Origin of the sequence: Pseudomonas sp. REST10, assembly GCF_029542605.1 — a bacterium.
Taxonomy (GTDB): domain Bacteria; phylum Pseudomonadota; class Gammaproteobacteria; order Pseudomonadales; family Pseudomonadaceae; genus Aquipseudomonas; species Aquipseudomonas khazarica.
The window spans coordinates 2,660,518-2,683,493 of record NZ_CP035677.1; the positions used below are offsets into that span (position 1 = coordinate 2,660,518).

General features: G+C 61.1%; 22 protein-coding genes. 10 read left to right on the forward strand and 12 right to left on the reverse strand.

The window, feature by feature from the left end:
- Positions 1-7 precede the first annotated feature (7 nt).
- Complete coding sequence (locus EWH21_RS12575; protein ID WP_277698455.1) at positions 8-1,108, forward strand: 3,4-dihydroxy-2-butanone-4-phosphate synthase; 1,101 nt, start codon at positions 8-10, stop codon at positions 1,106-1,108.
- Between the two features lie 688 nt (positions 1,109-1,796).
- Here the strand turns inward: EWH21_RS12575 and EWH21_RS12580 are convergent.
- The 5 genes from EWH21_RS12580 to EWH21_RS12600 form a co-directional block, all read right to left on the reverse strand.
- A complete protein-coding gene (locus EWH21_RS12580) occupies positions 1,797-3,173 on the reverse strand; it encodes a DUF1329 domain-containing protein (protein WP_277698456.1) in 1,377 nt (458 codons plus the stop codon).
- A gap of 20 nt (positions 3,174-3,193) precedes the next feature.
- Complete coding sequence (locus EWH21_RS12585) at positions 3,194-4,747, reverse strand: DUF1302 domain-containing protein (protein ID WP_277698457.1); 1,554 nt, start codon at positions 4,745-4,747, stop codon at positions 3,194-3,196.
- 460 nt (positions 4,748-5,207) lie between these two features.
- Complete coding sequence (locus EWH21_RS12590) at positions 5,208-5,963, reverse strand: glucose 1-dehydrogenase (protein WP_152488694.1); 756 nt, start codon at positions 5,961-5,963, stop codon at positions 5,208-5,210.
- Complete coding sequence (locus EWH21_RS12595) at positions 5,960-7,633, reverse strand: FAD-binding protein (RefSeq protein ID WP_277698458.1); 1,674 nt, start codon at positions 7,631-7,633, stop codon at positions 5,960-5,962. The genes EWH21_RS12590 and EWH21_RS12595 overlap by 4 nt, the downstream gene beginning before the upstream one ends.
- 8 nt (positions 7,634-7,641) lie before the next feature.
- Positions 7,642-8,151 (reverse strand): flavin reductase family protein, encoded by a 510-nt coding sequence (locus EWH21_RS12600; RefSeq protein ID WP_206596352.1) that lies wholly within the window; start codon positions 8,149-8,151, stop codon positions 7,642-7,644.
- 297 nt (positions 8,152-8,448) lie between these two features.
- Here EWH21_RS12600 and EWH21_RS12605 point away from each other — a divergent pair, with 297 nt between their 5' ends.
- Together EWH21_RS12605 and EWH21_RS12610 are read left to right on the forward strand one after the other, a co-directional pair.
- On the forward strand, positions 8,449-9,585 hold the full coding sequence (locus EWH21_RS12605; RefSeq protein ID WP_277698459.1) for an LLM class flavin-dependent oxidoreductase: 1,137 nt from the start codon (positions 8,449-8,451) through the stop codon (positions 9,583-9,585).
- Between the two features lie 146 nt (positions 9,586-9,731).
- Positions 9,732-10,112 carry a steroid Delta-isomerase gene (locus EWH21_RS12610; protein WP_152488698.1) on the forward strand — a complete coding sequence of 127 codons (381 nt, stop codon included), beginning with the start codon at positions 9,732-9,734 and terminating at the stop codon, positions 10,110-10,112.
- Positions 10,113-10,177: 65 nt separating this feature from the next.
- Here the strand turns inward: EWH21_RS12610 and EWH21_RS12615 are convergent, their stop codons facing one another.
- Complete coding sequence (locus EWH21_RS12615; RefSeq protein WP_277698460.1) at positions 10,178-10,651, reverse strand: SRPBCC family protein; 474 nt, start codon at positions 10,649-10,651, stop codon at positions 10,178-10,180.
- A 319-nt stretch (positions 10,652-10,970) separates the two neighbouring features.
- On the opposite strand from EWH21_RS12615, the gene EWH21_RS12620 reads away from it, so the two are divergent.
- Genes EWH21_RS12620 through dmpG form a run of 4 tightly spaced genes read left to right on the forward strand, consistent with a single transcriptional unit; the run spans position 10,971 to position 14,548 of the window.
- On the forward strand, positions 10,971-11,795 hold the full coding sequence (locus EWH21_RS12620) for an alpha/beta fold hydrolase (RefSeq protein WP_277698461.1): 825 nt from the start codon (positions 10,971-10,973) through the stop codon (positions 11,793-11,795).
- Positions 11,792-12,583: a fumarylacetoacetate hydrolase family protein gene (locus EWH21_RS12625; protein WP_152488701.1), complete on the forward strand. Its 792-nt coding sequence runs from the start codon at positions 11,792-11,794 to the stop codon at positions 12,581-12,583. The genes EWH21_RS12620 and EWH21_RS12625 overlap by 4 nt, the downstream gene beginning before the upstream one ends.
- 8 nt (positions 12,584-12,591) lie before the next feature.
- Positions 12,592-13,500 (forward strand): acetaldehyde dehydrogenase (acetylating), encoded by a 909-nt coding sequence (locus tag EWH21_RS12630; protein WP_277698462.1) that lies wholly within the window; start codon positions 12,592-12,594, stop codon positions 13,498-13,500.
- A 13-nt stretch (positions 13,501-13,513) separates the two neighbouring features.
- Positions 13,514-14,548, forward strand: a complete 1,035-nt coding sequence (dmpG, locus tag EWH21_RS12635; protein WP_277698463.1) for a 4-hydroxy-2-oxovalerate aldolase — start codon at positions 13,514-13,516, stop codon at positions 14,546-14,548.
- Between the two features lie 117 nt (positions 14,549-14,665).
- Here the strand turns inward: dmpG and EWH21_RS12640 are convergent, their stop codons facing one another.
- Positions 14,666-15,040: a hypothetical protein gene (locus EWH21_RS12640; protein WP_277698464.1), complete on the reverse strand. Its 375-nt coding sequence runs from the start codon at positions 15,038-15,040 to the stop codon at positions 14,666-14,668.
- A gap of 160 nt (positions 15,041-15,200) precedes the next feature.
- Here EWH21_RS12640 and EWH21_RS12645 point away from each other — a divergent pair, with 160 nt between their 5' ends.
- The 3 genes from EWH21_RS12645 (at position 15,201) to EWH21_RS12655 (ending at position 17,662) form a co-directional block, all read left to right on the forward strand.
- Entirely contained in the window at positions 15,201-15,872 is a 672-nt protein-coding gene (locus tag EWH21_RS12645) for a response regulator (protein ID WP_152488704.1), read from the forward strand.
- The gene (locus EWH21_RS12650; RefSeq protein WP_206596592.1) at positions 15,869-17,191 is read left to right on the forward strand and encodes an ATP-binding protein; all 1,323 of its coding nucleotides are present in this window, start codon (positions 15,869-15,871) and stop codon (positions 17,189-17,191) included. The genes EWH21_RS12645 and EWH21_RS12650 overlap by 4 nt, the downstream gene beginning before the upstream one ends.
- Before the next feature lie 78 nt (positions 17,192-17,269).
- A complete protein-coding gene (locus EWH21_RS12655) occupies positions 17,270-17,662 on the forward strand; it encodes a DUF4280 domain-containing protein (RefSeq protein ID WP_081876531.1) in 393 nt (130 codons plus the stop codon).
- A gap of 150 nt (positions 17,663-17,812) precedes the next feature.
- On the opposite strand, the gene EWH21_RS12660 is transcribed toward EWH21_RS12655, so the two are convergent.
- The 5 genes from EWH21_RS12660 to EWH21_RS12680 form a co-directional block, all read right to left on the reverse strand.
- On the reverse strand, positions 17,813-18,358 hold the full coding sequence (locus EWH21_RS12660; RefSeq protein WP_277698465.1) for a toxin-antitoxin system YwqK family antitoxin: 546 nt from the start codon (positions 18,356-18,358) through the stop codon (positions 17,813-17,815).
- Positions 18,359-18,365: 7 nt separating this feature from the next.
- Positions 18,366-20,372 carry a type VI secretion system tip protein VgrG gene (gene tssI, locus EWH21_RS12665; protein ID WP_277698466.1) on the reverse strand — a complete coding sequence of 669 codons (2,007 nt, stop codon included), beginning with the start codon at positions 20,370-20,372 and terminating at the stop codon, positions 18,366-18,368.
- An 11-nt stretch (positions 20,373-20,383) separates the two neighbouring features.
- On the reverse strand, positions 20,384-20,908 hold the full coding sequence (locus EWH21_RS12670) for a hypothetical protein (protein ID WP_277698467.1): 525 nt from the start codon (positions 20,906-20,908) through the stop codon (positions 20,384-20,386).
- Between the two features lie 317 nt (positions 20,909-21,225).
- Positions 21,226-21,831 (reverse strand): hypothetical protein, encoded by a 606-nt coding sequence (locus tag EWH21_RS12675; RefSeq protein ID WP_277698468.1) that lies wholly within the window; start codon positions 21,829-21,831, stop codon positions 21,226-21,228.
- A gap of 149 nt (positions 21,832-21,980) precedes the next feature.
- A complete protein-coding gene (locus EWH21_RS12680) occupies positions 21,981-22,931 on the reverse strand; it encodes a hypothetical protein (protein WP_206596673.1) in 951 nt (316 codons plus the stop codon).
- Positions 22,932-22,976 lie beyond the last annotated feature (45 nt).

The following is a 22,976-nucleotide window of genomic DNA, read 5'->3' on the forward strand; positions in this document are numbered from 1 at the left end:
CCCGCTGATGCGGTTCGACAGCGTGCAGCACCTGCTGAAGATGCTGCGCAGCGGCGGTATGGTGGTCATCACCGATGACGAGCAGGATGGCGAAGGCTCTCTGCTGATGGCCGCCGAACGCACCGACGCTGAAGCAGTCAACTTCATGGCCATGCATGCCCGTGGGTTGATCTGCCTGGGGCTGAGCGAGGCGCATTGCAAGCGTCTGGGGCTGAGCCTGATGGTGCCCCATTCGCGGGCCACGCATGGCGTAGGTTTTACCTGCTCGATCGAGGCGCGTGAAGGTGTGACCACTGGTATCTCGGTCGCCGACCGCGCGCACTCCATCCAGGTAGCGGTTGACCCGAGCAGCGTCGCAGTCGATATCGTCCAGCCTGGGCATGTGTTCCCCGTGCAGGCGCTGTCCGGCGGGGTGATGCAGCGCGCCGGCCATGCCGAAGCGGCGTGCGACCTGGCGCGGCTGGCTGGTTTTCAGCCAGCTGCGACGCTGGTCGCTATCCTCGACGAAAACGGCGAGCTGGCCCGTGGCGACGAGCTACAGACCTTTGCCCAACGCCATGGGCTGCCGATTTGCAGCATCGCCGAACTGATCCATTACCGAATTCTCCATGAGGGTACGATCCGCCGCAGCGGACAGTACTCACTGACCACCCGGCACGGCGAGTTCAGCGTGATGAGCTTCCAGGATACGTACCAGGGGCAACTGCACCTGGCAATCGTGCGCGGTGAGATCGACCGCGAGCGACCGACCCTGGTCAGGGTGCAAGCGATCGAGACACTGCGAGATGCCCTTGGCTGTGACAGCGAGGGCACGCCACTGCAATGGAACCTCGAGCGCTCGCTGGCCCATATCGCCGCCGTTGGCACCGGCGTGCTGGTGCTGCTGGCCCAGCACGAGAGTCCCGAGGCCACTCTCGAACAGTTGCGGCTGCACGGCGCCGGCCAGGCACGTGCGCCGCAGTTTCCGCAGCGCACCCTGGGCATAGGCGCGCAGATCCTCCGCGATGTCGGTGTGCGGCGCATGCAATTGATGAGCACTGAGGTGCCCTACAAGGCCGTTTCAGGCTTCGAGCTGGAAGTGGTCGAGTTCGTACCGTTCACTTGCTAGTCCAGGCGCCCGCCTGACGCAACCCAAGCCAACCGATGCAGTCGTATCGCTTCCTGCGCAGTCCCTGGCTCAGCGAGTGGGGCGCCAGGCCGTACCGCTCCATGGGCAGCGGTGCGTACGGATTGTCGGCATCGAGCATCGGTAGAGGACGATGGGGGTGTCACCACGTCGAGCCCAGTAGAGGCGTGGCGCTGCGCTGATTTCATTGCGTTCTTTCCCGCATCGAATCGTTGCTGTTGACCCCGTTGCTGACCGGCAGACCGAGCACATGCCGCATTGCACCTGTTTCCGCGATGTCCGTTCTCTGTGGGCGACTCGCGCATGGCGATGCCTGGGTAGGCGTTTGTCGATCATCCAGCTGGCGAAGACGACCGAGGTCTCGTCGAAGGGCCGCTACAGCTCCTTGTTCCACCCTGTGATCGGCTGCATGTGCCCCTCGACCTTGAGTGGCGATGCTGGTCGCTGCGGAATACCAGCAGGTCAGGGAGATGTGCGTGAGCAGGGCGTCGAGGTCGACCGCATCCGGGAGCCGAGCGAAACCATCCAGGGGAGATGGCAAGGCCTTGCCGAGCGATTGACAGGGGCGCGCGAGGGGTACCAGCCGTTCTGACGAGCAAGGCCCGGACGCACTGCGGCCAGGCCTTTGAAGGACAAACCATGCCCTGTCAGCACGGTTTGAGGAGGTGTCTCAGCGGGTACCCAGCTTGCGCAGGTAGGAGGGGGTAAATTCTTCTGCGGGGAACTGGCTAACGTTGAGCAAGGCTGGCTTCTGCTCATCGAGCAGGCGATCAACCAGGTAAGAGCCCGCAATCAGATCATGATAGATACCCAGACGTGCATGAAGCCGCTGGATATCGTAGGCGTAGATTGTGGCCTGCATGTTGGTGCGCCAGAGCAGGCCGCGGCCATCGTAGTTGTCGGCCATGATGGCGGCCCAGCTATCCTCGTCGAGGTACATCACGCGCTTGGCATAGATATGCCGTGCCCCGGCCTTGAGGGTACCCTCCAGCACCCAGACGCGATGCTTCTCGTAGCGCATGAGTTTGGGATCGACATGACCGTTGACGGAGAGAATCTGATCGATGGTCACCTCGGGTGCATCGATGCGGTAGTTATGGTAGGGGATGAACAGCTCTCGCTTGCCGACTATCTTCCATTCGTAGCGATCCGGCGAGCCGTTGAACAGACGATCCTCGTCGAAAGTGCGAAAACCGCCAGCCCCGTTCGGAGTGTCGTAGCCGACCGTAGGTGCCCGACGTACGCGGCGCTGGCCGGGCGTGTATTGCCAGGCCTGACGCTGTTGACTGTAGCTGTCGATGAACTCGTGGCCGACGATGATCTCACCTTTCTTGCGCACCGGAGCCAGGCTTTCCGTAAAGAAATTGACGAATGCGCCATTGGCATTTTCCAGCGAGTAGTTGGGGTCTGACCATATTGACTGGATCTTGTAGGTGAGCTTGTCCGTGACGCGGTTACCGTCGGAATAACGCACTACCTGAAGGTAGTTGGCTTCCTCGGTGGAGGCGCCACCGCGCATGGTGTGGTTGAACAGCAATTCGACGCCGCTCTGAGGGATGGGAAACGGTGAAGCTCCCCAGGCATTGACGGTTTCGTTGCCGTTGTCTGCCACTTCGGCGTTCAACGCATTTGTCTTGATGAGCTTCTCTAGGAGGGAGTCAGTGCGAAAGTCGCGGTGGCTAGGGTAAATCGGCATGCGGAAGCTTTGCGGATAACGCTGGAACAGGGCCTTCTGGCCGTCACTGAGGTGCTCGGCGTACCGCGCCATGTTGGCCGAGGTAATGACGAACAGTGGTTTCTCACCCGCGTAGGGATCGGGGTAGGGGGTACCTGGTCCGGCAAATTTCACGTGTGGCGGGACTCCCAGCCACTTTCCGGTCCAGGCCGGGATGCTGCCGTCGGCATTGCCGGCCTTCTCCGCACCGGTAGGGGTGAGATCCTGGCCGAGGCGTGCGGCTTCGGCCTCGCTGACCTTGGCCTGGACGCTCAGACAGCTGCACAGCAGGGTAGCGGCCAGGGCCGCGTTGATCATGCTTGGGGTATTCATGGGGTTCTCCTCCGTCCGGCTCAGAAGCGGTACTTGACGTTCAGGGCGACGTTGTCGCGGTCGGCCAGGCCGGTGTTGTTGGGGTTGCCCAGATAGGCGTTGTAGCGCGCTTCTACGGTGAAGTTGTCGAGGTAGCGCCAGGAGGAGCCGATACTGAAACGGTTGTCGTTGGCACCACTGTTGATAGCGCCGGTGATTGCGCTGTCGCCATTGGCTGCGCTGCTGAAGATGATCGGCACGGACATGTCCCAGCCGTTGAAGACGTTGTTGTAGTCGAGCGTCACCTGCACGGTATAACCCCAGGCGTCTCGGTCCAGGGCCAGGCTGTCGGAGCTGGAGCCGGGCAGGATGAAGCCCGGAAACAGTTCGATCGGTTCCGAGGTGTCGTTATCCAGCACATGGATATGCACCACTTCACCTGCCAGGGTGAGGTTGTCGGCGAAGCGGGTCGGCCCGAACACATACACGGTCGACAGCTGGCTCTGCAGCGTCTTGCCCCTTACTGGCGTGGAGAACAGATCGTCGACCATCACCGCCTGGCCATCGCGATAGCTGATCTCTCCCGCAATGCTGGCGTCGCCGATATTGGTGGCGAAGCTCACGCCGTACAGGTCGATGTCGTCGAAGTAGCGCATCTGGTAGTGGCCGCTGAGCGAGGGACGGAAGTCCAGCGATGGTTGCTTGTCGTGGAAGCGCACGTAGTAAAGGCCGAACTCAGTGTTGTTCAGCGACTCGGCGGTATAGGTCAACGCCACGCCGTACTGACCGCTGTCGCTCGGCTCCTCGTCGTCGAGGCGAGTGAGGAAGCCCGTGGCGTCGTTGAATCCGCCTTCGTCGATGTAGTCGGTAGTGGAGAAGTAGCTGCCGACGCCGAACAGTTCGGTCTTTTCCCACTTGTACTGGTAGTACGCCTGCAGGCTGAGCGAATCGGTCAGGCTGATCTGGCCGAACACCTGGCCTACCGGCAGGAGAATCTCCTTGACCTCCACCCCGGGGGTGGTGGCCTTGGTCGCATCGACCGGGCTCTGAGCACCGGAAATTCCTGGGTAGAACATGCTCTCGCCCCAGCTCACGACCTGATCGCCGACGCGCAGGTTGAGGTTGTGGCCGGCGACGCGCCAGTTGCCGTAGACGTAGGCATCGAGCATGCGCAGATCTTCACGATGCTGGTCGACGGTATCGTCGGAGAAACGGTTCGGGCGGGAGCAGCGGCCACCCGCGAAACAGTTGGAGGTGCCCGTGCCGTTGTCGTTGCTCTGGTCGTAGACGTTGTCGTAGAAGCCCGTCGCACGCAGGAACACGCCGTAGTCCTGGCGCCAGTTGAAGTTGGCGTCGGTGACAAAGCTGATCCGGTTGTTGATCAGGCTGCCTTTGTCGAAGGCGTTGTTGCCGTCATTGCCGTTGGCATCCGCCAGCAGTTTGTCGTCGCGGTCCTCGACACGCCAGGCCAGGCTGTAGGACAGGGTGGTGTCCAGATCAATACTCAGGTCTTCGCTGGGCTGGAACGTCAGGGCATGAGCCTGACTCGCCAGTGCCAGGGTGGCCACATGGATGGATAGATGTAGTGGTCGCAAGGCGTTTGTTGTTTTTATCATCTTGTCCTCGTTGGCGGTCGGTTGACCCCGACCAGCATCTCGGGTGAAGGGGATACAGCCAGGTGCCACTATGGAATCGCGCATCGGGGGCAACATCGTCCAAGCAGACTAACCTGAATGCGCGGCCTACGGCCGCTGCCGGCAGCCATCACAGGGTTGGCAACGCGCTTCAGCACGTGAATGACGGAGGTTCACACCCGGACACTGCGGCAGCGGCTGCAACAGGGTGTCGCGCAGGTTGGCCGGGTCTTCAGAAAGCACGACCTGGCCTCGCCGGACGGATTTGAGATACAGATTGCTTGGCCGGCCGCGATGGTTGCACCGTGCGGCGATGAAGATCGAGCCGCCGTCCGGCAACTGAGCAGGCAACCGCTGGCTGCGTTGCTGAGGACAGCCTGCAGTGGCTCGGGCCAGTGCAGGCGGGTCGTCTTGGCGTCCGTTACAGGCCGCTGATCAGTTGCCCGTTGTCGACACGGATCTCGGCGCCGTTGATGAAGCGCGATTCGTCGCTGGCGAGGAACAGCACCACGTTGGCGATATCGCGCGGCGCGGCCATGCGGTTCATCGGGTCCGCGTCCAGCACGTCCTGAGGAATCGGCTGGCCACCCGTGAGCGCCTGGGTCATCGGTGTATTGATCCCGTCCGGATGCACGCTGTTGACGCGGATGCGATAGCCCTGCTGCTTGCAGTGCAGGGCAATGGCACGGGTCATCGCCGCCACTGCGCCCTTCGACGCCGAGTAGGCACAGAACATGGGCAGGGCACCCAGCGCCGCGACCGAGGACATGTTGACGATGGAACCACCCCCGGTCTCCTTCATTGCGGAGATCGCGTACTTGCAGCCGAGGAAGTAGCCATCGCTGTTGATCTTCTGCACCCGCTGCCATTGTTCCAGGCTGGTCTCCTCGATGTTGCCCAGCAGGAGGATGGCGGCATTGTTGACCAATACGTCGAGGCGCCCGAAGCGCTCCAGGGTGCACTTGATGACGTGCTGCCAGTCGGCCTCGCTGGCGATGTCCTGGCGCACGAACAGCGCGTTGTCGCCGATCTCGGCGGCAACCGAGCGCCCGGCCTCCTCATTGAGGTCGGTGAGCACCACCCTGGCACCCTGGCTGGCCAGCAGCAGGGCATCTTCACGACCCACCCCGCTGGCGGCACCCGTGATCAGGCAGACTTTGCCTTGGACTCGACTCATGTTGTTCTCCTTTTGGTTTGCTGCGCTGGACGGGTAGTCGTGGTCGCCATGTGTACGGCGGCGCGACGCCCGGAATAGATGCAGTCGGCCAACGAGAGGCCGGAGACATAAAGATTGGAGGCGACGCCAACCGCGTTGCGGCCGGCGCTATACAGGCCGGCAATGGCCACCCCGTTGTCGTCCAGGACATGGCCACTGGTCTCGCATACCCGCAAGCCACCCAGGCTGATGGTTGGGCAGGGGAACAGACGGCAGGCGAAGGAAAGATCCAGTGCGTACCATGGGCCTTTGCTCAGGTCAGAAAGCATGGCTGGCGACTTGCCGAACGCATCGACACGTTCACCCCGGGCAGCGGCGTTGTAAGCCTCCAGGCTGGCCCTGAGTTCGCGCTCGGGGAGGCCACAGCGCGCCGCCAGGCGTTCGAGCGTGCCGGCACGCTTGCTGTTGCACAGCAGGTTGAGCAGCACCGGCAGGCGCTGGAACTGCCAGACACGCCCTGGGCCAACCTGGCGCAGGGCTTTGCAGACAAGGTCGCGGTTGAGGATGAGAAAGGCGCGCCCGCCGTGCTCCTCGACCATGGCATGCCCGAGCTTGGCGCCATACACCTCTTCGTTGCAGCAGCGCTGGCCAAACGCGTTGACGACCAGGCCCCGCGCCCAGGCCTGCGGCGGATTGATGAAACGCCAGGCGCTGATCCTGTCCATGCGCGCGGCCGAGCCTCCAGCGCTAAGCCCCAGGCAGATGCCACTGCCGTCGCAGCCTGCGCTGCCCAGCGGCAACCCGGCCAGGTAGGCGGGTGCGTGTCGCTGGACCATCTCGCGATTGAGCACGAAACCACCCGCACTGAGCAGGACCCCGCGTTCCGCACGGATCAGACGGCGTTCGGCGTGTGCCTGTTCGATCTTCCTCGCCCGCGTGCGCAGGCGCTCGGCCAACGCCGGGGCATACATGTGCAGGGCCTGGGCCCAGCGAGACAGCCGCGCGTGGCGATGCGCCGCCGCGCTGCCGGCGGCCAGCTGCCAGGCCTCGACACCAATGACCCGGTCGTTCGCATCCAGTATCAGGCGGCGTGCCTGGCACTGGCTGTACAGGCGTACACCGGCGCGCTGTGCGCTGGCTGCCAGCGCGGCATAGAGCACGGCGCCAGACATGCCCCTGCCCTTGGCCCGATGCCCGCGCGGTGCTGGTGAGGCATGGCGAGCATAGTCGGCCACGGTTTCGTTGCCCGAGTAATAGAGGTAGTACTGGTCGCTGGGGTAGGAGGTCTTGTGTGGCGGCACGCTGGCCTCGAAGGCTACGCCCTGGCGCTCCAGCCAGGCCAACTGTTCGCAGCTGCGCTGACAGAAGTCGCGCAGGGTCGCCTCGCTCACCGCGTCGCCGACTTCCTGGCGCAGGTAGGCGAACATCGCCTCGGGACTGTCCTGATAGCCCGCTTGCTGCTGGTAGGGCGTACCACCCCCGGCGTACACCACACCGCCACTCAGTGCGCTGGCGCCGCCCCCTGCGTAGCGGTCGAGGGCCAGAACCCGCAGGCCGCGCTCGGCTGCCTCGATGGCCGCGCTGGCGCCTGCTGCGCCAAAACCGACCACCAGCAGCCCACAGCGTTCGCTCCAGTCGATTTGGGCGGCGCTGCTCACGCGCAGTGCCGACGAAGCCTGGACATTCTCCATACCGTGCTTCAGCTGGCCGCCGCCAGCGGCGTTGCTGCGGTCGTGGTATAGGCGCCATTCAGGTAGACCAGCGGGGTGATCTCCTCGCTGTTGCGAATCTGGCGGATACGCCCGATGAAGATGCTGTGAGTGCCATAGCTGAATTTGCCGTCCTGCTGGCAGAGGATCGCCGACTGGGCGTCGGCCAGGTATGGGATGCCGTCCTCGTCCTGCCGCCAGTCACCGCGCTGGAAGCGGGCTTCACCCTTGATCGGGCCACTGCACAGGTGCGACAGCTCTTCCTGCTGCAGGCCAAGGATGTTCACGCAGAAGTCCGCGCCGGCATCCAGCACCGCGTGCAGCGAGGCGGTCTTGTTTACGCAAATCAGCAGCGATGGCGGCTCGGTGGACAGCGAATCCACTGCAGTGGCCGACATCGCGAAGCGCTGCTGGCCGTTGCTGGTGGTGATGATGGTCACTGACTTGGCCAGGCGGCGCATGGCCTGGAGCATGTCGTCCTTCAGTGGGGTGTCGTTCATCGCACGGGCCTCCGGGTACTTGGCAGTGCGATCGATTCTTGCCCAGGGCCTCAGCGGCAGCATCGTCCGAGGGGACTAGGTGTCGCCTTGCAGCCTGCTGGCGCCTCTCGCGGGGGCCACGCTCTGTCGCCAAGCACATGGCGGCTATGTGCTCCTTTTTCTCTCTCCGGCGGCAGCGATGGGCGCCAATAGTCCGTTTGTGGGATTCAGCTGCGCGGGTGATCTCCGACCATGCGCACACGGCACGCGAAGCGGTCGCCGACAGCTCCCTGAGACCTACAAGTACAAGGAACCGCCATGAAATTCTCCCTGATCTATGAGGCCCAGACGGTTGACGCCAGCCGCGAAGGTGATCGCCGCATATTCGACGAAACCGTCGAGCATGCCGTGCTGGCTGACAAGCTCGGTTTCGATACCTTCTGGTGCGTGGAGCACACCGCGCTGACCAACTACTCGCACATGTCCGCTCCTGAAACCGTGCTGGCGTTCGTCGCAGGCAAGACCGAGCGTATCGGCATCGGTCACGGTGTGGTGTGCCTGCCTCCGGCCATGAATCACCCGGTGAAGGTCGCCGAGCGCATCGCCACCCTCGACCTGCTATCCAAGGGCCGCGTGCACTTCGGCGTGGGCAAGGGTGGCACGGAGCAGGAGGCGGGCACCTTCGGCTACGACCTGGCCAGCCTGCAGCCGCAGATCGACGAAGCGATGTACCTGATTCCGAAGATGTTCGTGCGCGACGAAATCGAGCATCACGGTGACTTCGTGCAGATACCCAGGCGGCCGATTCATCCCAAGCCCTATCAGGATCCGCACCCACCGATGTACCTGGCCTGCACCAATACCGAGAGCCTGAAACGTGCGGGTGGCCGGGGCATGGGAGCGCTGGTGCTGGGTTTCGGCGGCCCCGAGGAGATCGCCAAGAAGGTCGCCGTGTATCACGAGGCCTGGGACCAGCGGGAAGAGAAGGACCAGGTGGGCTTTCGCCCCAATCGCCATATCGCCGCACTGTGCCCGGCCATCGTTCTCGACGACAACGCGACGGCGCGCAAGATCGGTATCCGCGGGCAGCGCTACTTCATGGAGTCGCTCGGCTACTGGTATGGCGGCGGCGCTCGTCCGAACCCGGCGCAATGGACGGAAGACGTCGTACACGACGGCAGCGGCCAGGACATCATCAAATCCAACTTCGCCTCGGAGACCGTCACGGTGGATTTCTCCGATCCGGCCATGAGCATGCTCAACCCGAACCACGCCTATGGCACGGTCGAGGACTGCATCGGTTATGTGCAGCGCCTGATCGATGCGGGGGCCGACGAGATCCTGTTCATCTGCCAGATGGGCACGGTACCGAACTGGGCGCAGCTGGAAACGCTGAAGAACATTGGCGAAAAAGTCATTCCGTACTTCCGCAGCAGGCAACAGCAGGACCGCTGAGCGGGGCATGGCGGTTGGCCCTCGGGTCCATTACTGGCTTGCGGGCGAGCATTCAGCGTGAGGCGCCGCAGCCATTTTCTGGCTGGCGGTGAGCGTGTCTATCGGCGACGGTCCGGGGGCTGTCGCCTGATCGTAGGTGAGCGGAAATGACGACCACGACCGAAGCAATGCGGACGGCGATGCAACGTTATGTCGAACTGGTGGATGCTGGCGACGTCGAAGGCATCCTTGCGCTCTATGCCGACGATGCGCGCGTCGAGGACCCAGTGGGTACGCCGCCCCTGATCGGACGCACAGCGATCGAACGCTTCTACCACAAGGGACTGGGCCGCAACAAAGTCCATGCACGTCTCACCGGGCCGGTGCGGGTGGCTGGCAACTGTGCAGCGATGCCGTTTCGTATCGAGCTGGAGTGGGGTGGTCAGCCCTGCACCATCATGGTGATCGACGTGATGGAGTTCAACGAGGACGGTCGTTTCCAGTCGATGAAGGCGTATTGGGGCGTGGACAATCTGGAGCTTCGCTGAACGCGTTCCAGGGCGATGAGCCGACGGCGATACAGCACAGCATTCGCCGGCCAGCTCCTCCGCGTTCAGTCAATGAAGTCTCGATTCTGTGTCTCGCCCGTCTCGTAGTAGGCCGTGAGGTTTTCGCCGATCTGCCGCACCGTCCTGTCGAAGGTATTGGCCAGCAGGCGCTCCACAAGACGGCCGCCGCGCAGGCGATAGTCCAGGCACAAGGTCATGCGGCTGCCGCTGCCGTGCGCTTCCAGGGCATAGCTGAAGCGGGCCTCGCGAAAGGGGAAGGGCGCTCCCCGGTTGGCCTTGTGCAGATGCAGGACGAAACCCGAACCCTCCTGCCAGTCGACTACCGTTTCATCCAGCCATTGACCATAGCGGCGTTGCACCCGGCGACTGGCGCCGCGACCACTCTGCGGGCCAGGGTGGAACCAGCAACCGGTCAGTCCGGGTACGTAGTAGGGCGCCAGGCTGAGATCGCTGAGGAACTTCCAGGCGCTTTCCAGCGAGAGGTTGAGGTGAATGGTATGACTGGCATGGGTGGACATGAAGGGCTCCTTCAACTTATGACGCTGTGCGCGACGTCGAGGAAGCGCGGCCTACAGGCATGCCTCGCCCCCATCGGTTCCAGGCTGCGGATGTTCATTGCGCCCCTTCAACGTCGCGTCGTCAGACAATTGCTTGCTGGCGAGACTAGGGGAGCGTAAGCAGGCGGACTACGTCCGAGCGGACGATGCGTTTTTCCGATGAGGGTGAGGGCCAGGAGGCAACCTCACTCGACTCATGCCGAGTAGTCCTCTCGGACGATGTTGCTGCGCCGCAGCATCGAAATAATCCCGGCACTACCACGAGCCGAGGAAGTCGCCGATGGTCGCGTCGAATGGACAGTACATCACTCTGCAGGATGGCCTGCGCCTGCATTACCTGGAGCAGGGAGCAGGGCAGCCGGTGGTATTCATCCACGGCAGCGGGCCGGGTGCCAGCGGGCATAGCAACTTCAAGCAGAACTACCCACAGCTCGCCGCAGCCGGCTACCGCGTGATCGTGCCCGACCTGCCCGGGTACGGTGCTTCGGACAAGCCCGAGACTCAATACACCCTGGATTTCTTCGTTGCCGCCCTGAGCGGCCTGCTCGACCAGCTCGACATCGAGCGCTGCGTGCTGGTCGGCAACTCCCTGGGCGGTGCCATCGCCCTCAAGCTGGCCCTGGACGAGCCGCAGCGCGTCAGTCGACTGGTGTTGATGGCCCCCGGTGGGCTGATGGAAAAGGAACAGTACTACCTGCAGATGGAAGGCATCCAGAAGATGGGCGCGGCCTTTGCCGCCGGCCAGCTGAAGGACGCCGACGGCATGCGCAAACTGCTCGGCCTGCAGCTGTTCGACGCCAACCTGCTCAGTGCCGAAACGGTCGAAGAGCGTGTGGCCGTGGTCAATCAGCAGCCGCTGTGCGTGCTGTCGACCATGCAGGTACCGAACATGAGCGCACGCCTGGGTGAGCTGCAGTGCCCGATCCTCGGCTTCTGGGGCATGAACGACAAGTTCTGCCCGGTAGCCGGCGCACAGACCATGATGCATGCCTGCAGTCGTATCCGCTTCGTGCTGCTCAGCGAGTGCGGGCACTGGGCCATGGTCGAATACGCCGAGCTGTTCAACCGCGAATGCCTGGCCTTCATTGCGGAGGGCCGCACATGAACGAGCAACTGCGCGACCTGCACGCCGAGGCGCTCTATCACGCGCGTCGCGAGGGATACACCCTGACGCCGCTGACCAGGCGCTGGCCGGCCATTTCCATCGAGGACGCCTACCATATCTCGCGACGCCTCGTGGAACGACGTGTCGCCGACGGCCAGGCCATCGTTGGCAAGAAGATCGGTGTCACCTCAGATGTGGTGCAGCAAATGCTCGGCGTGCACCAGCCCGATTTCGGTTTTCTCACGCAGGACATGTGGTTCGCCAACGGCGAGGTGATTTCCCTGCGCGATAGCCGCCTGATCCAGCCGCGCGCCGAAGGCGAGATCGCCTTCAAGCTCAAGCGCGACCTGATTGGCCCAGGTGTCACCGAGCAGGATGTGCTGGAGGCCACCGAATGCGTGATGGCCTGCTTCGAGATCGTCGACTCGCGTATCCAGAACTGGAACATCCGCATCCAGGATACGGTCGCCGACAACGCCTCCTGCGGCGTATTCGTGCTCGGTACCGAGCAGGTCGACCCACGCCAGTTGGATCTGCCCAATCTGCGCATGCGCGTGTTCAAGAACGGTAGCTTGATCAGCGAGGGTCTGGGTTCGGCGGTACAGGGCAACCCGCTGACAGCGGTGGCCTGGCTGGCCAACACCCTGGGTGGCTTCGGCATTCCCTTCAAGGCCGGCGAAATCATTCTCTCCGGGTCCCTGGTTCCACTGGAGCCGGCGCATGTCGGCGACCGTTTCGAACTGACCATCGATGGCCTGGGCAGTGCCCAGGTGTCCTTTTGCGCATAGGAGCTCCCATGAGCAAGAAACTCAGGGCGGCCATCATCGGCCCCGGCAACATCGGCACGGACCTGCTGATCAAGATGCGTCGCTCGGAATGGATCGAACCGGTATGGATGGTCGGCGTCGATCCCACTTCGGAGGGCCTCAAGCGCGCCGCCGAATTCGGCATCAAGACCACTGCCGAAGGTGTCGATGGCCTGCTGCCACACGTCCTGGACGACGACATCCGCATCGCCTTCGACGCCACCTCGGCCTACGTGCACGCGGAGAACAGCCGCAAACTCAATGAGCTCGGGGTGATCATGATCGACCTCACCCCGGCGGCCATCGGCCCTTATTGCGTGCCCCCGGTCAGCCTCAAGCAGCACGCCGAGAGTCTGGCGATGAACGTCAACATGGTCACCTGCGGCGGCCAGGCCACCATCCCCATGGTTGCGGCGGTCTCACGCGTACAAACGGTGACGTACGGTGAAATCGTCGCGACGGTTTCATCGCGTTCGGTTGGCCCTGGCACCCGGCAGAACATCGACGAGTTCACCCGCACCACGGCTGGCGCGGTGGAGAAGATCGGCGGAGCACAACGCGGCAAGGCGATCATCGTCATCAACCCGGCCGAGCCGCCGCTGATGATGCGCGACACCATCCACTGCCTGACGGAGTCCGAGCCGAACCAGGCCGAGATACGTTCCTCGGTGCTGCACATGGTCAGGGAAGTGCAACGCTACGTGCCTGGCTACAAGCTGATCAACGGGCCGGTGTTCGACGGCCGCAAGGTGTCGATCTTCGTCGAGGTGGAAGGGCTCGGCGACTTCCTGCCGAGGTCCGCCGGCAACCTGGACATCATGACAGCTGCAGGCCTGCGCACCGCCGAGATGTTCGCTGAAGAAGCCCATAGGGGCGCCCTGCAATTGCCAGCCCGCTGAGTGGAGAAACGACATGAACCTGCAAGGTAAGAGCGTGCGCCTGCACGACATGAGCCTGCGTGACGGCATGCATGCCAAGCGCCACCAGATCAGCCTGGAACAGATGGTGGCGGTGGCCACCGGCCTGGATGCTGCGGGCGTGCCGCTGATCGAAATCACTCACGGCGACGGCCTGGGCGGCAGCTCGCTGAACTACGGTTTCCCGGCACACAGTGACGAGCAGTATTTCGACGCGGTGATTCCCAAGCTCAGGCAAGCCAGGGTTTCGGCGCTGTTGCTGCCGGGTATCGGCACCGTCGACCACCTGAAGATGGCGCACGGCTGTGGCGTTTCCACCATCCGCGTCGCCACCCACTGTACCGAGGCTGATGTGTCCGAGCAGCATATCTGCATGGCCGCCAGCATGGGCCTGGATACCGTCGGTTTCCTGATGATGGCGCACATGCTCAGCGCGGGAAAACTGCTCGAGCAGGCCAGGCTGATGCAGGGTTACGGTGCCAACTGCATCTACTGCACCGACTCGGCCGGCTACATGCTGCCGGATGAAGTGACGGAGAAGATCTCGGTGCTGCGTGCCGGCCTGGATGCCGACGTGGAGATCGGTTTTCACGGCCACCACAACATGGGCATGGCTATTGCCAACTCACTGGCCGCCATCGAAGCCGGGGCAGGGCGCATCGATGGGTCAGTGGCCGGGCTCGGTGCTGGCGCCGGCAACACACCGCTGGAAGTTTTCGTTGCGGTACTCGAGCGCATGGGCGTCAACAGCGGCATCGACCTGTACCGGATCATGGACGTGGCCGAGGACCTGGTGGTGCCGATGATGGACCAGCCGATCCGTGTCGACCGCGATGCGCTGACACTGGGTTACGCGGGCGTCTACAGCTCCTTCCTGCTGTTTGCCAAGCGCGCCGAGCAGAAGTACGGCATCCAGGCCCGTGAGCTGCTGGTCGAGCTGGGTAAGCGTGGCACCGTCGGTGGACAGGAAGACATGATCGAGGACCTGGCGCTGACGCTGTCACGTCAGCGCGGTGTATTGCCGACTTGAGCGGTTCTTGACGCGTCGCTGCGTGGCAGTATTACGCAGCGTTTTTGCCGGGTATGAATGCAAGAGACACATTGACCGCCTTATGGCGGTCAATGTCTAAAACGATGCCGCTATTTCTTACAGCGCGCGTTCACTCAATAGCGAACCGGTACGGTCGATCAGTTGCAGGCTCTTTTGGAAGCCTTTGTCCATTATCCTCATTTCGTATGTATTGTCCGCAGCAAAATCAGAATACTCGAGAGTTGCGAACATAGCGTAACTGCTTTCTTGCCCCGTTCCCGATGTAATCAATACCTCCAGTTTGTTGTTTCCTGGTGAAACACTGAAGTAGCGTCCATTGTCGACGCTGACGCCATTGACTTTGTTTGCCATCAGAAGATCACCGGCGCTGTTCTGAAACGTGATGATTGCCGTGGAGTCATTGGCCGACGGTATCTGGGTCGCACAGGCAGACAACAGTGCCGACATTGCAGCGAGGAAGAGGAGTTTCATTGGTAATGTCCATGTTGATTCAGGGTGGAATCATCATCGCGCCAGCGAGTTAATCCACGATTAAGACATTGACAATAAACGGCGAGATAACGCTCGAAATCTTAATTCGATCTTAATGTTGGCAATGTATGCTTCGCCGTGACAACGGGGGGAAGGGATCATGCGCATACTGTTAACCGAAGACGACAGTCTTATCGCCGAAGGCGTGTCTGCCGGCCTGTCCGTTCAAGGTTTCACTGTCAGTCATGTCACCACCGCATCCGCTACCGAGTCTGCATTAGCGGCTGCAGAGTTCGATCTGTTGATTCTGGACCTGGGGTTGCCTGACCAGGACGGGCTCATGCTGTTGCGGCGGTTGAGAAGTCGCAACTTCCACATACCGGTGCTGGTGCTGACGGCAAGAGACTCGATCAACGATCGGGTCGCTGGCTTGCAGTCGGGCGCGGATGACTATTTGCTCAAACCCTTCGACCTCCGTGAGTTGGTGGCCCGGTTGCACACCCTGCATCGACGTTTTCTGGGGCGCAGTAGCAACGTGATCCAGCATGGCGAACTTTCAGTCAATCCGTCCACCCGCGAGTTTCTCGTGAGTGGCGATCCCGTCGACCTGTCGAAGAAAGAGCAGGCGGTGCTTTGTGCGCTTCTGAATACCAAAGGGATCGTCAGCGTCGACGCACTCAAGGATGCGGTATATGGCTTTTCCGTTGACGTGGAGAGCAATGCACTCAATGTCCATATTCACAACCTGCGCAAGAAACTGGGCGCGAGCATTGTTCAGACGGTACGGGGCATCGGCTACCGACTCGGCCATCTCGGGGAGCGCGAGTCGTGAGTATTCGGCGTGGCTTGATGTACCGCCTCGGGGGCAGTTTTCTCGTTCTCTGGCTGGTGTCAGCGGCGTGGATGTTCAGCGACTTGCAGAAGAACATCGACAGAACGCTGGATGAACGACTGGCCGCCTCTGCAAAGCTAGTCGTGAGCATGCTTGGCGCGTCATCACTGTCAGCTGTGGACGATGGAATGAGGTCGTCGGGCCTTTTGCCTGACGAGGATGTCAACCTGACGGCAGGTATGGCCTGCCAGGTGTCGTCCCTGAAAGGCGAGATTCTCGTGAGGAGTCACAACTCGCCAAGCGAGCGAATAGGGCGCATGGGCGAGGGATATCACACCCAGGTTGCAGATGGCGTCGAGTGGCGAACCTTCACGCTGGAGGCCGATGGCGTGAGAATCAGCACGGCAGATCGAATCGAACAACGCGCACGCCTGAAGTACGCCATTCTGGAGGCTGCAGCAGTGCCTGTTCTCGTTGCGCTGATTGGCGGCCTTGTCGTTCTCTGGATCTGCGTGGGTAAGGGGCTGGGACCCCTCGCAAGGATGTCCAGAGCGCTCCTTTCAAGGAATGCAGAACACCTGGATCCACTCAACGTCGACGAGCTTCCCGTGGAGCTGCGTCCGCTTGCTGCATCGCAGAATGAATTGCTGCTTCGACTCTCACGCGCGATAGAGAGAGAGCGCCGATTCACCGGAGATGCCGCGCATGAACTGCGTAGCCCGCTCACGGCCATAAAGACCCATATCCAGGTCGCACGGTTAACGGATGGGGACGTCTCCCGAGTCGCGCTCGGCAAGGCGGAAAAAGGCGCCGACCGCTTGCACTGCATTCTGGAACAGCTTCTCCTGCTTGCCAGAGTGGAGGGGCGCTTGTCGTTCGACGATGGCGTTCAGGCGTTCCCGTCCGAAATCATCATGCAGGCGCTGGAGGACTCCGAACGGAGCAATATCGTGAAGATCAAGCTCCACCAGGATGCAGACCGCTATCCACTCGCGGTGCCGTCAGCGCTTGCAACGGCTGCGCTGCGCAATCTCATCGACAATGCGCTACGGCATACCGCACCCGGCACCGAGGTCGGGCTTTCAGTCTCTGTCGAAGGTTCGATGGTTCTTTTCTGCGTGCAGGACAAAGGCGGGGGAATTCCTGAGCTGCAACTGAATGATGTGACACGGCGCTTCTGGCATCAGGGCCGCGCAGGTGGAACGGGGCTTGGCCTGGCGATTGTCGAGGCGATCGTTGCCAGGTTCAACGGTGAGTTGAAGTTGCGCAATTCCGCTGAAGGGCTCGAGGCCGTGATGAGCCTTCCGCTCGTGCCATGAAGTGTCGCTCGCCGAAAGCACCACTCAACGACTTTCTACTAAGCTTCCCCTCCATCAGGGCGCGGTTTGGAGAAGGTGATGGGTTGTCCGCAGGTATGCAGTGGTGCGACGTTGCAATGCAGCTTTGGCGCCGCGCCGAGCGCATTGAACGTATTGCCGACGAACCGCACGCTGACAGGGGGCATGCCGGCGGCGAATATCATGGATTACATCCCGCTGGTGAATATCATGCCCTTCGGCATGTGCATGAGCATGGCCAACCCGACAGTGGCGGCGGCCACTGCGGCGGCATTGGGGGTGTTGACGCCCATGCCTTGCATTCCCGCCACAGCCTCGCCCTGGATTCCCGGTGCGCCGACCATGCTGCTGGGCAATATGCCCTCACTGGATTCCAACTGCACGTTGATGTGCACCTGGGCGGGGGTGATCAAGGTAGTAGTGCCGGGCCAGGTGCAGATGCTGATTCCCTGACAGGCCGCTGGAAGACGACCTGCGATGCCATTGCAGCGTCAAGAACAGGCTCAAAATGCTCGTTTGCAGCTCGTGAGCTCTTCACCTGTTCTTGTGGGGCCGCCATCGGTATTTGCGCTGGCTGCCGCGCCTGCGCTTTTCAATAATCTGCTAGGCCTCGGCCGATTCGTTCCATCGTCTCCACCACCAGCGCAGCCGTGAGATGGGTTTTCCCTCGGCGTCCAGTGGGCGGCCGTCTTCGGCGAAGCCCTGGCCATCGTCCAGTGGCTTGCCGTTGAGGTAGCGGCTGCGGTGTGACACCTGGCCGTTGCCGTGGAAGCGCTGATAGAGGCCGTCACGCACGCCATCGCGGTACAGCTCCAGCTCGGCCAGGCTGCCGTCCGGGTAGTAGCTGCTGGCTTCGCCATGCATCAGGCCCTGGCGGTAGGCGACCTTGCGCTGCAGCCAGCCTTCGGCGGCAAAGTACTGAGCCACACCATGCAGGCGCCCGTCGGCGTAGGGCAGGTGTGCCGATACCTGGCCGTTGGGGTGGTAGAGGACGCTGGGACCGTGCAGCACGCCGTTGGCATAGCCGAGCCGGGCCTGCGGGCGGCCGGCTTCCTGGATGGATACCGGGCCATCGAGGGCGCCGGCCTGCAGCTTGCCCTGCAGGCGGCTGTCGCCACGGGTGAGGTCGAGGTTGCCGTTATTAGCCATGGGCGCCTCAGTTGACCTTCACCATGCCGCCCTTGATGGTCAGCATGCCGCCGCCATCCACGGTCTGTTCCGCGGCGGCCTTGTTGGTGAGGCTGACGCCGGCGTCGTTGGTCAGGGTGGTGCCGGCCTTGTTGTCCAGGGAGGTACCCGCCTGGTTGGTGAGCGAGGTACCGGCCTTGTCGGTGAGCGCCATGCCGGCCTGGGTGGTGAGGTTCTTGTCGCTCTTGGCGGTGAAGTCGCCGCTGCTCTGCAAGGTAAGGGTGCCGGTCACCTTGATGGTGAGGTTGCCGTCCACGGTCAGCTCGTAGTTGCCACTCACCTTGTGGCTGTAGTTGCCGCCGGTGCTGTGGGTCTGGTCGGCGCCGACGCTCACGGTGCGGCTGTCCTTCACGTCGAGGCTGTCGCTGCCGGTCTGGATGGTCACCGTACGCTTGCCCTTCTCCAGGGTGATGCTCTCGTCGCCTTCCTTCACCGTGCGGGTGCGGGCGTTCTGCACCGTGAGGGTTTCGTCGTGGCCGATGGTGGCGGTGCTGTCGTTGAGCACGTTGACCTTCATGTCCTTTTGCGCCTGGAGGAAGACTTCCTCGGCGTCCTTCTTGTCTTCGAAGCGCAGTTCGTTGAAGCCGCCGCCGCCCTTGGAGGAGTTGGTCTTGATGCCGGACTGGGTCTGGTTGTCCGGCAGGGCGTAGGGCAGGGTGTTGTCGCCGTTGTAGACGCAGCCGGTGACCAGCGGGCGATCCGGGTCGCCGTCGATGAAGGTGACGATCACCTCCTGGCCGATGCGCGGGATGAACTGCATGCCGAAGCCTTTGCCGCTCCAGGGCAGCACCACGCGCACCCAGCAGGACGAGGTTTCGTCGTTCTTGCCGTCGCGGTCCCAGGGGAACTGGATCTTGATGCGGCCGTACTGGTCGGTCCAGATTTCCTCGCCGGATTTGCCCACCACCTGCGCGGTCTGGGTGTGCATGCGCGGCTTGGGCGTGAGCCGGGGCGGGCGGTAGGCAGTGGCCTTGGGGATGGCCTCGAAGCGGTTGCGGTAGTGCTCGTGGCTGGCGTCATGGGTGACGGCGGTGACCACCCAGTCGATATTGAGGCTGGCGTCGTCATGCCCGGTGAGGGTGAACCAGTGGCCGGGCACCAGCCAGCGGCAGTCGCTCTCGCCGATCAGGCGCTTTTCCTGGCTGCGCAGCCCGTCCACGCGCTGCTTGGTCAGGGCATCGCCGCGCGCCTTGGCGATATAGCCGCCCGGATGCTCGTACATCGACAGCGGCCCGGCTACCGCCTCGGCATTGCTGTAGAGCGAGGTGGTGGGGGTGGTGAAGGCATAGTCCGTGGCGCTGTACACCCCGCTCACCGCCTGCACGCTGTACTGCGCCGAGCGGATGCCATGCAGCTCACGCTGGCCCATGCCCTGGCCCAGATAGGGCACCTTCGGCCCATTGGGAATCTGCACGAAGGCATCGCTGCTGTCGCCCAGCACCAGGGTGTGCTTGCCGGCCTCGTGGGTGAAGAACCAGAAGATGCCTTCTTCCTCCAACAGCCGCGAAACGAAGGCGAAATCCGTCTCCCCGTACTGCACGCAATACTCGCGCGGCTCGTAGCTGCCGGAGAGCGACAGTTTGAAGTCGGTAAAGCCATGGGCCTTGAAAATGGTGGTAACGATGTCGCTGGTGGCGAGGTTCTGGAACACCCGGTTATGGCTGGCCAGCGTCAGCCACCAGAGCCAGGGACGTAGCACTACCTGATAGCGGTCGGCCGTGGCATCGGCGGGGAGCTGGCGGATCTCCGCGACCAAGGCATCGAGGGGGCGCTGGTTGGCGTCGTTGTGCAGGGTAGCGGTGATATGCGTGGCCACGGCACTGCTCAAGGTCAGCGCGGTGGCGCTGTCGCCATTGAGCGTCAGGCTGCCCAGGGCGTTCAACGCCTCTTCCCCGGAAAGCGTCTGGGGGTAAAGATCCGTCAGGGCCGAGGCGCTGAGGGAGAGGCTGGTATTGGTGTCGGTGGGGCGGGGCATCTTGAGGCCACTCAGCAGTTAATCACGGTTCGTCCGACGATCGTATAGAGATTCGTGTTGGCCACGACCTGTTGCTGGGGGCGCTGCCGATAGTCTCGATTGGCCTGGTAGCGCATCACGGTCAGGTTCCCTCCGTCGACATCAAACATGACATCCACACCTTGGGCACAGCTCAGGGACAAGAATTCGACGCGATTCGCCCAGGGAAAGGCAATGTGATCCAGCCAACCCATTTCCATGGCGCCGTCGCCTATGTTGCCGAAGATTGCAGCGCGGGTAGCCACAGCACCGTTCAATTGCTGAATCAGGTTCTGGAACGCATTCTGGTGAGAGTTGGCGGAATAGTCGTTCTGGTAAAAGCCATTGATATGGCCGGCGAAGATACGGTTGCCCGGCAATTGGCAGATGACACCCAGGCACGAGTCCACATGGGGAAAGATCACGTGATGGCCGAGTCCCTGTCGGATGGTGAACGTCCAGTCGTAGTAGTCGGTGCCAATATTCTGATGTTGCGGCTCCACACAGTAGAAAAACATGAGTCATTCCTTTGAGAGTCGGTATTCGCTTTGGCGGGGGGACAAGGGGGTATCAGTCAGCGGCCTATCATTTAAACTTCCCGCCTTTCTCGTGGGTCGAGGCCTGGTTGTCGCTGACCCACATGTCCATCTCGCTCTCGCCCCCATAAGTGTAGGTGTACATCACCACGGAATTCCCCACGTAGGAAAAGGTGTCGAATTCATTTTTGGCAATTGAATGTAAGTGTACCAATAAATAACTTCGCCCCTTTTCGAGCAGGTTCGCTTGCCAAAAACAAGTCCATCTGTATTGCTGTGATCCATTTTACGGAGCGGCATCAGTTTGAGGAGACAAATATATCTGCGGCCAGCTTTTCCTTGGCAACATCATGACTGCTTAGTCTCCTGATGCCATATAAGTCTCTATCTGGCCTTGGGTAAGGGTCAAAGACATTGTATGAAATTTGCTTCGTTATCGGGTCAACGAAAACATCAGTAATGACCACTGAGTGACTGATCAATACTGAATTTCCTGGAGGTTGGCAGGTTGCTAGTATCATTCCGCCTTTAAGCGCGGCCTCCAATTCGCTAGCTGCGCTATATGCCAGTAGCATATTATGATTGTATCTCAATTTCCTTGCGTATAATTTGTAATGCAAGAATAGATCGTAAGCTGCTTTTGATTCCAAGGCTGGCTGAAGCCCGTCGATGCCATCTAGCCTATAAGTCTCGCACCGCTCCAAAAGGTATTTGTTGACCAAGCCTATATCGGCAAATGCCTGATTTTTTGTGTGATTTAAAATCGTGGCAATGGAGGCCCTGGTGCAATCATTAGATCCTCTTTCCTGGCTGACAATGAGATTTTTCTTGGTTTGATAGTGGCGGCGGGTGGTATGGTTTAAATAATTGGCACCTGCATTGAATCGCTGAAAATATCTTATCATGAGTTTAAGCCTCGGTAGGCGTGCGTGTGTTTTCTAATGAACTCCGTCCTCTTTTGTGGTGGGCTTGAACGTTGGCAGGCAAGTGTGCGAGTGAAGCTGCACTCTCATTGTTCTGCCCTGTCATGGCTATGATTGCATATCCGGTCGACTCACTTTATGAGTTTTGCGGCGTCCACCGTAGGCCTAAGTATGTTTTTTTCGTTATCAATACCAGGGCACCTTGTCATCGGCAGGTGCTTGCTTCTATTGGTGTGGGTGTTTGTTGTGGATACCGAAAACTTGAAGGCGGATTTATCCGGCCGGTAGGACGGATAGTGATAAATGTCATCGGCGATGACGAATGACCATTGCGAGCCATTGTAGTGAAAAAGCCAAGACTTCTCATCGAACGCCAATACAGAAGAGTTAAAACGAGGCGTAACAACTGTTCTAAGGTTTGCGAGCAGAATGTTGTCCAGGTCATTATTGGTTAGCTTGAACTTGACTCTGTCGCCGTAGACTGAAGATTTGAGATCTTTACACCCTTCTCGTTCCGAAGATCGCTCAAATAGGCTTGCACGCTCCAAGAGCTTGCCGATGTCGGTCACTGCGCTCCACCAGCTAGCGTCACCGTTGGACGGCCTAGTTAACTCCATACTGGACTTGGGGTCGTCGGACCTCTGGTTGCCATCCATTCCTGGAAATCCACCAAATACCGGACTGGTACATTCGACAAAGTGGTCATGCAACCTCACAGCATTTTGTGAAATCTTGTCGACAATGCTGCCGCCGGTTCGGGCCAGGCCATTGATCAGTCGCTCCATTTCCACGAGAGACATCATGGATACACCCTCGGATTGCACGATACTGGTATTGCAGACAACAATTGGGGCGAACACCGTAGCGGTGTCCAACAAACCAGCACGATTCTCTGGTGTATTTAACGTTGGATGGCCTCTGACGAACGAAGCCACTGTTCCATAGTAGTAGTAACCCAGAATAGCCGACAGACAGTAGAAGTACTTCCAAGGAAGAATATGATGGAACGTCCACTTATCGCAGTCAGGCGTGCCACCACTCCTTCTGGGGGGGAGCTGAACTTTGAATGAATAGGTCGCCATTTATTTGTTTTTCCTCACAGATAGTCCGATTCGCCAACATTCATC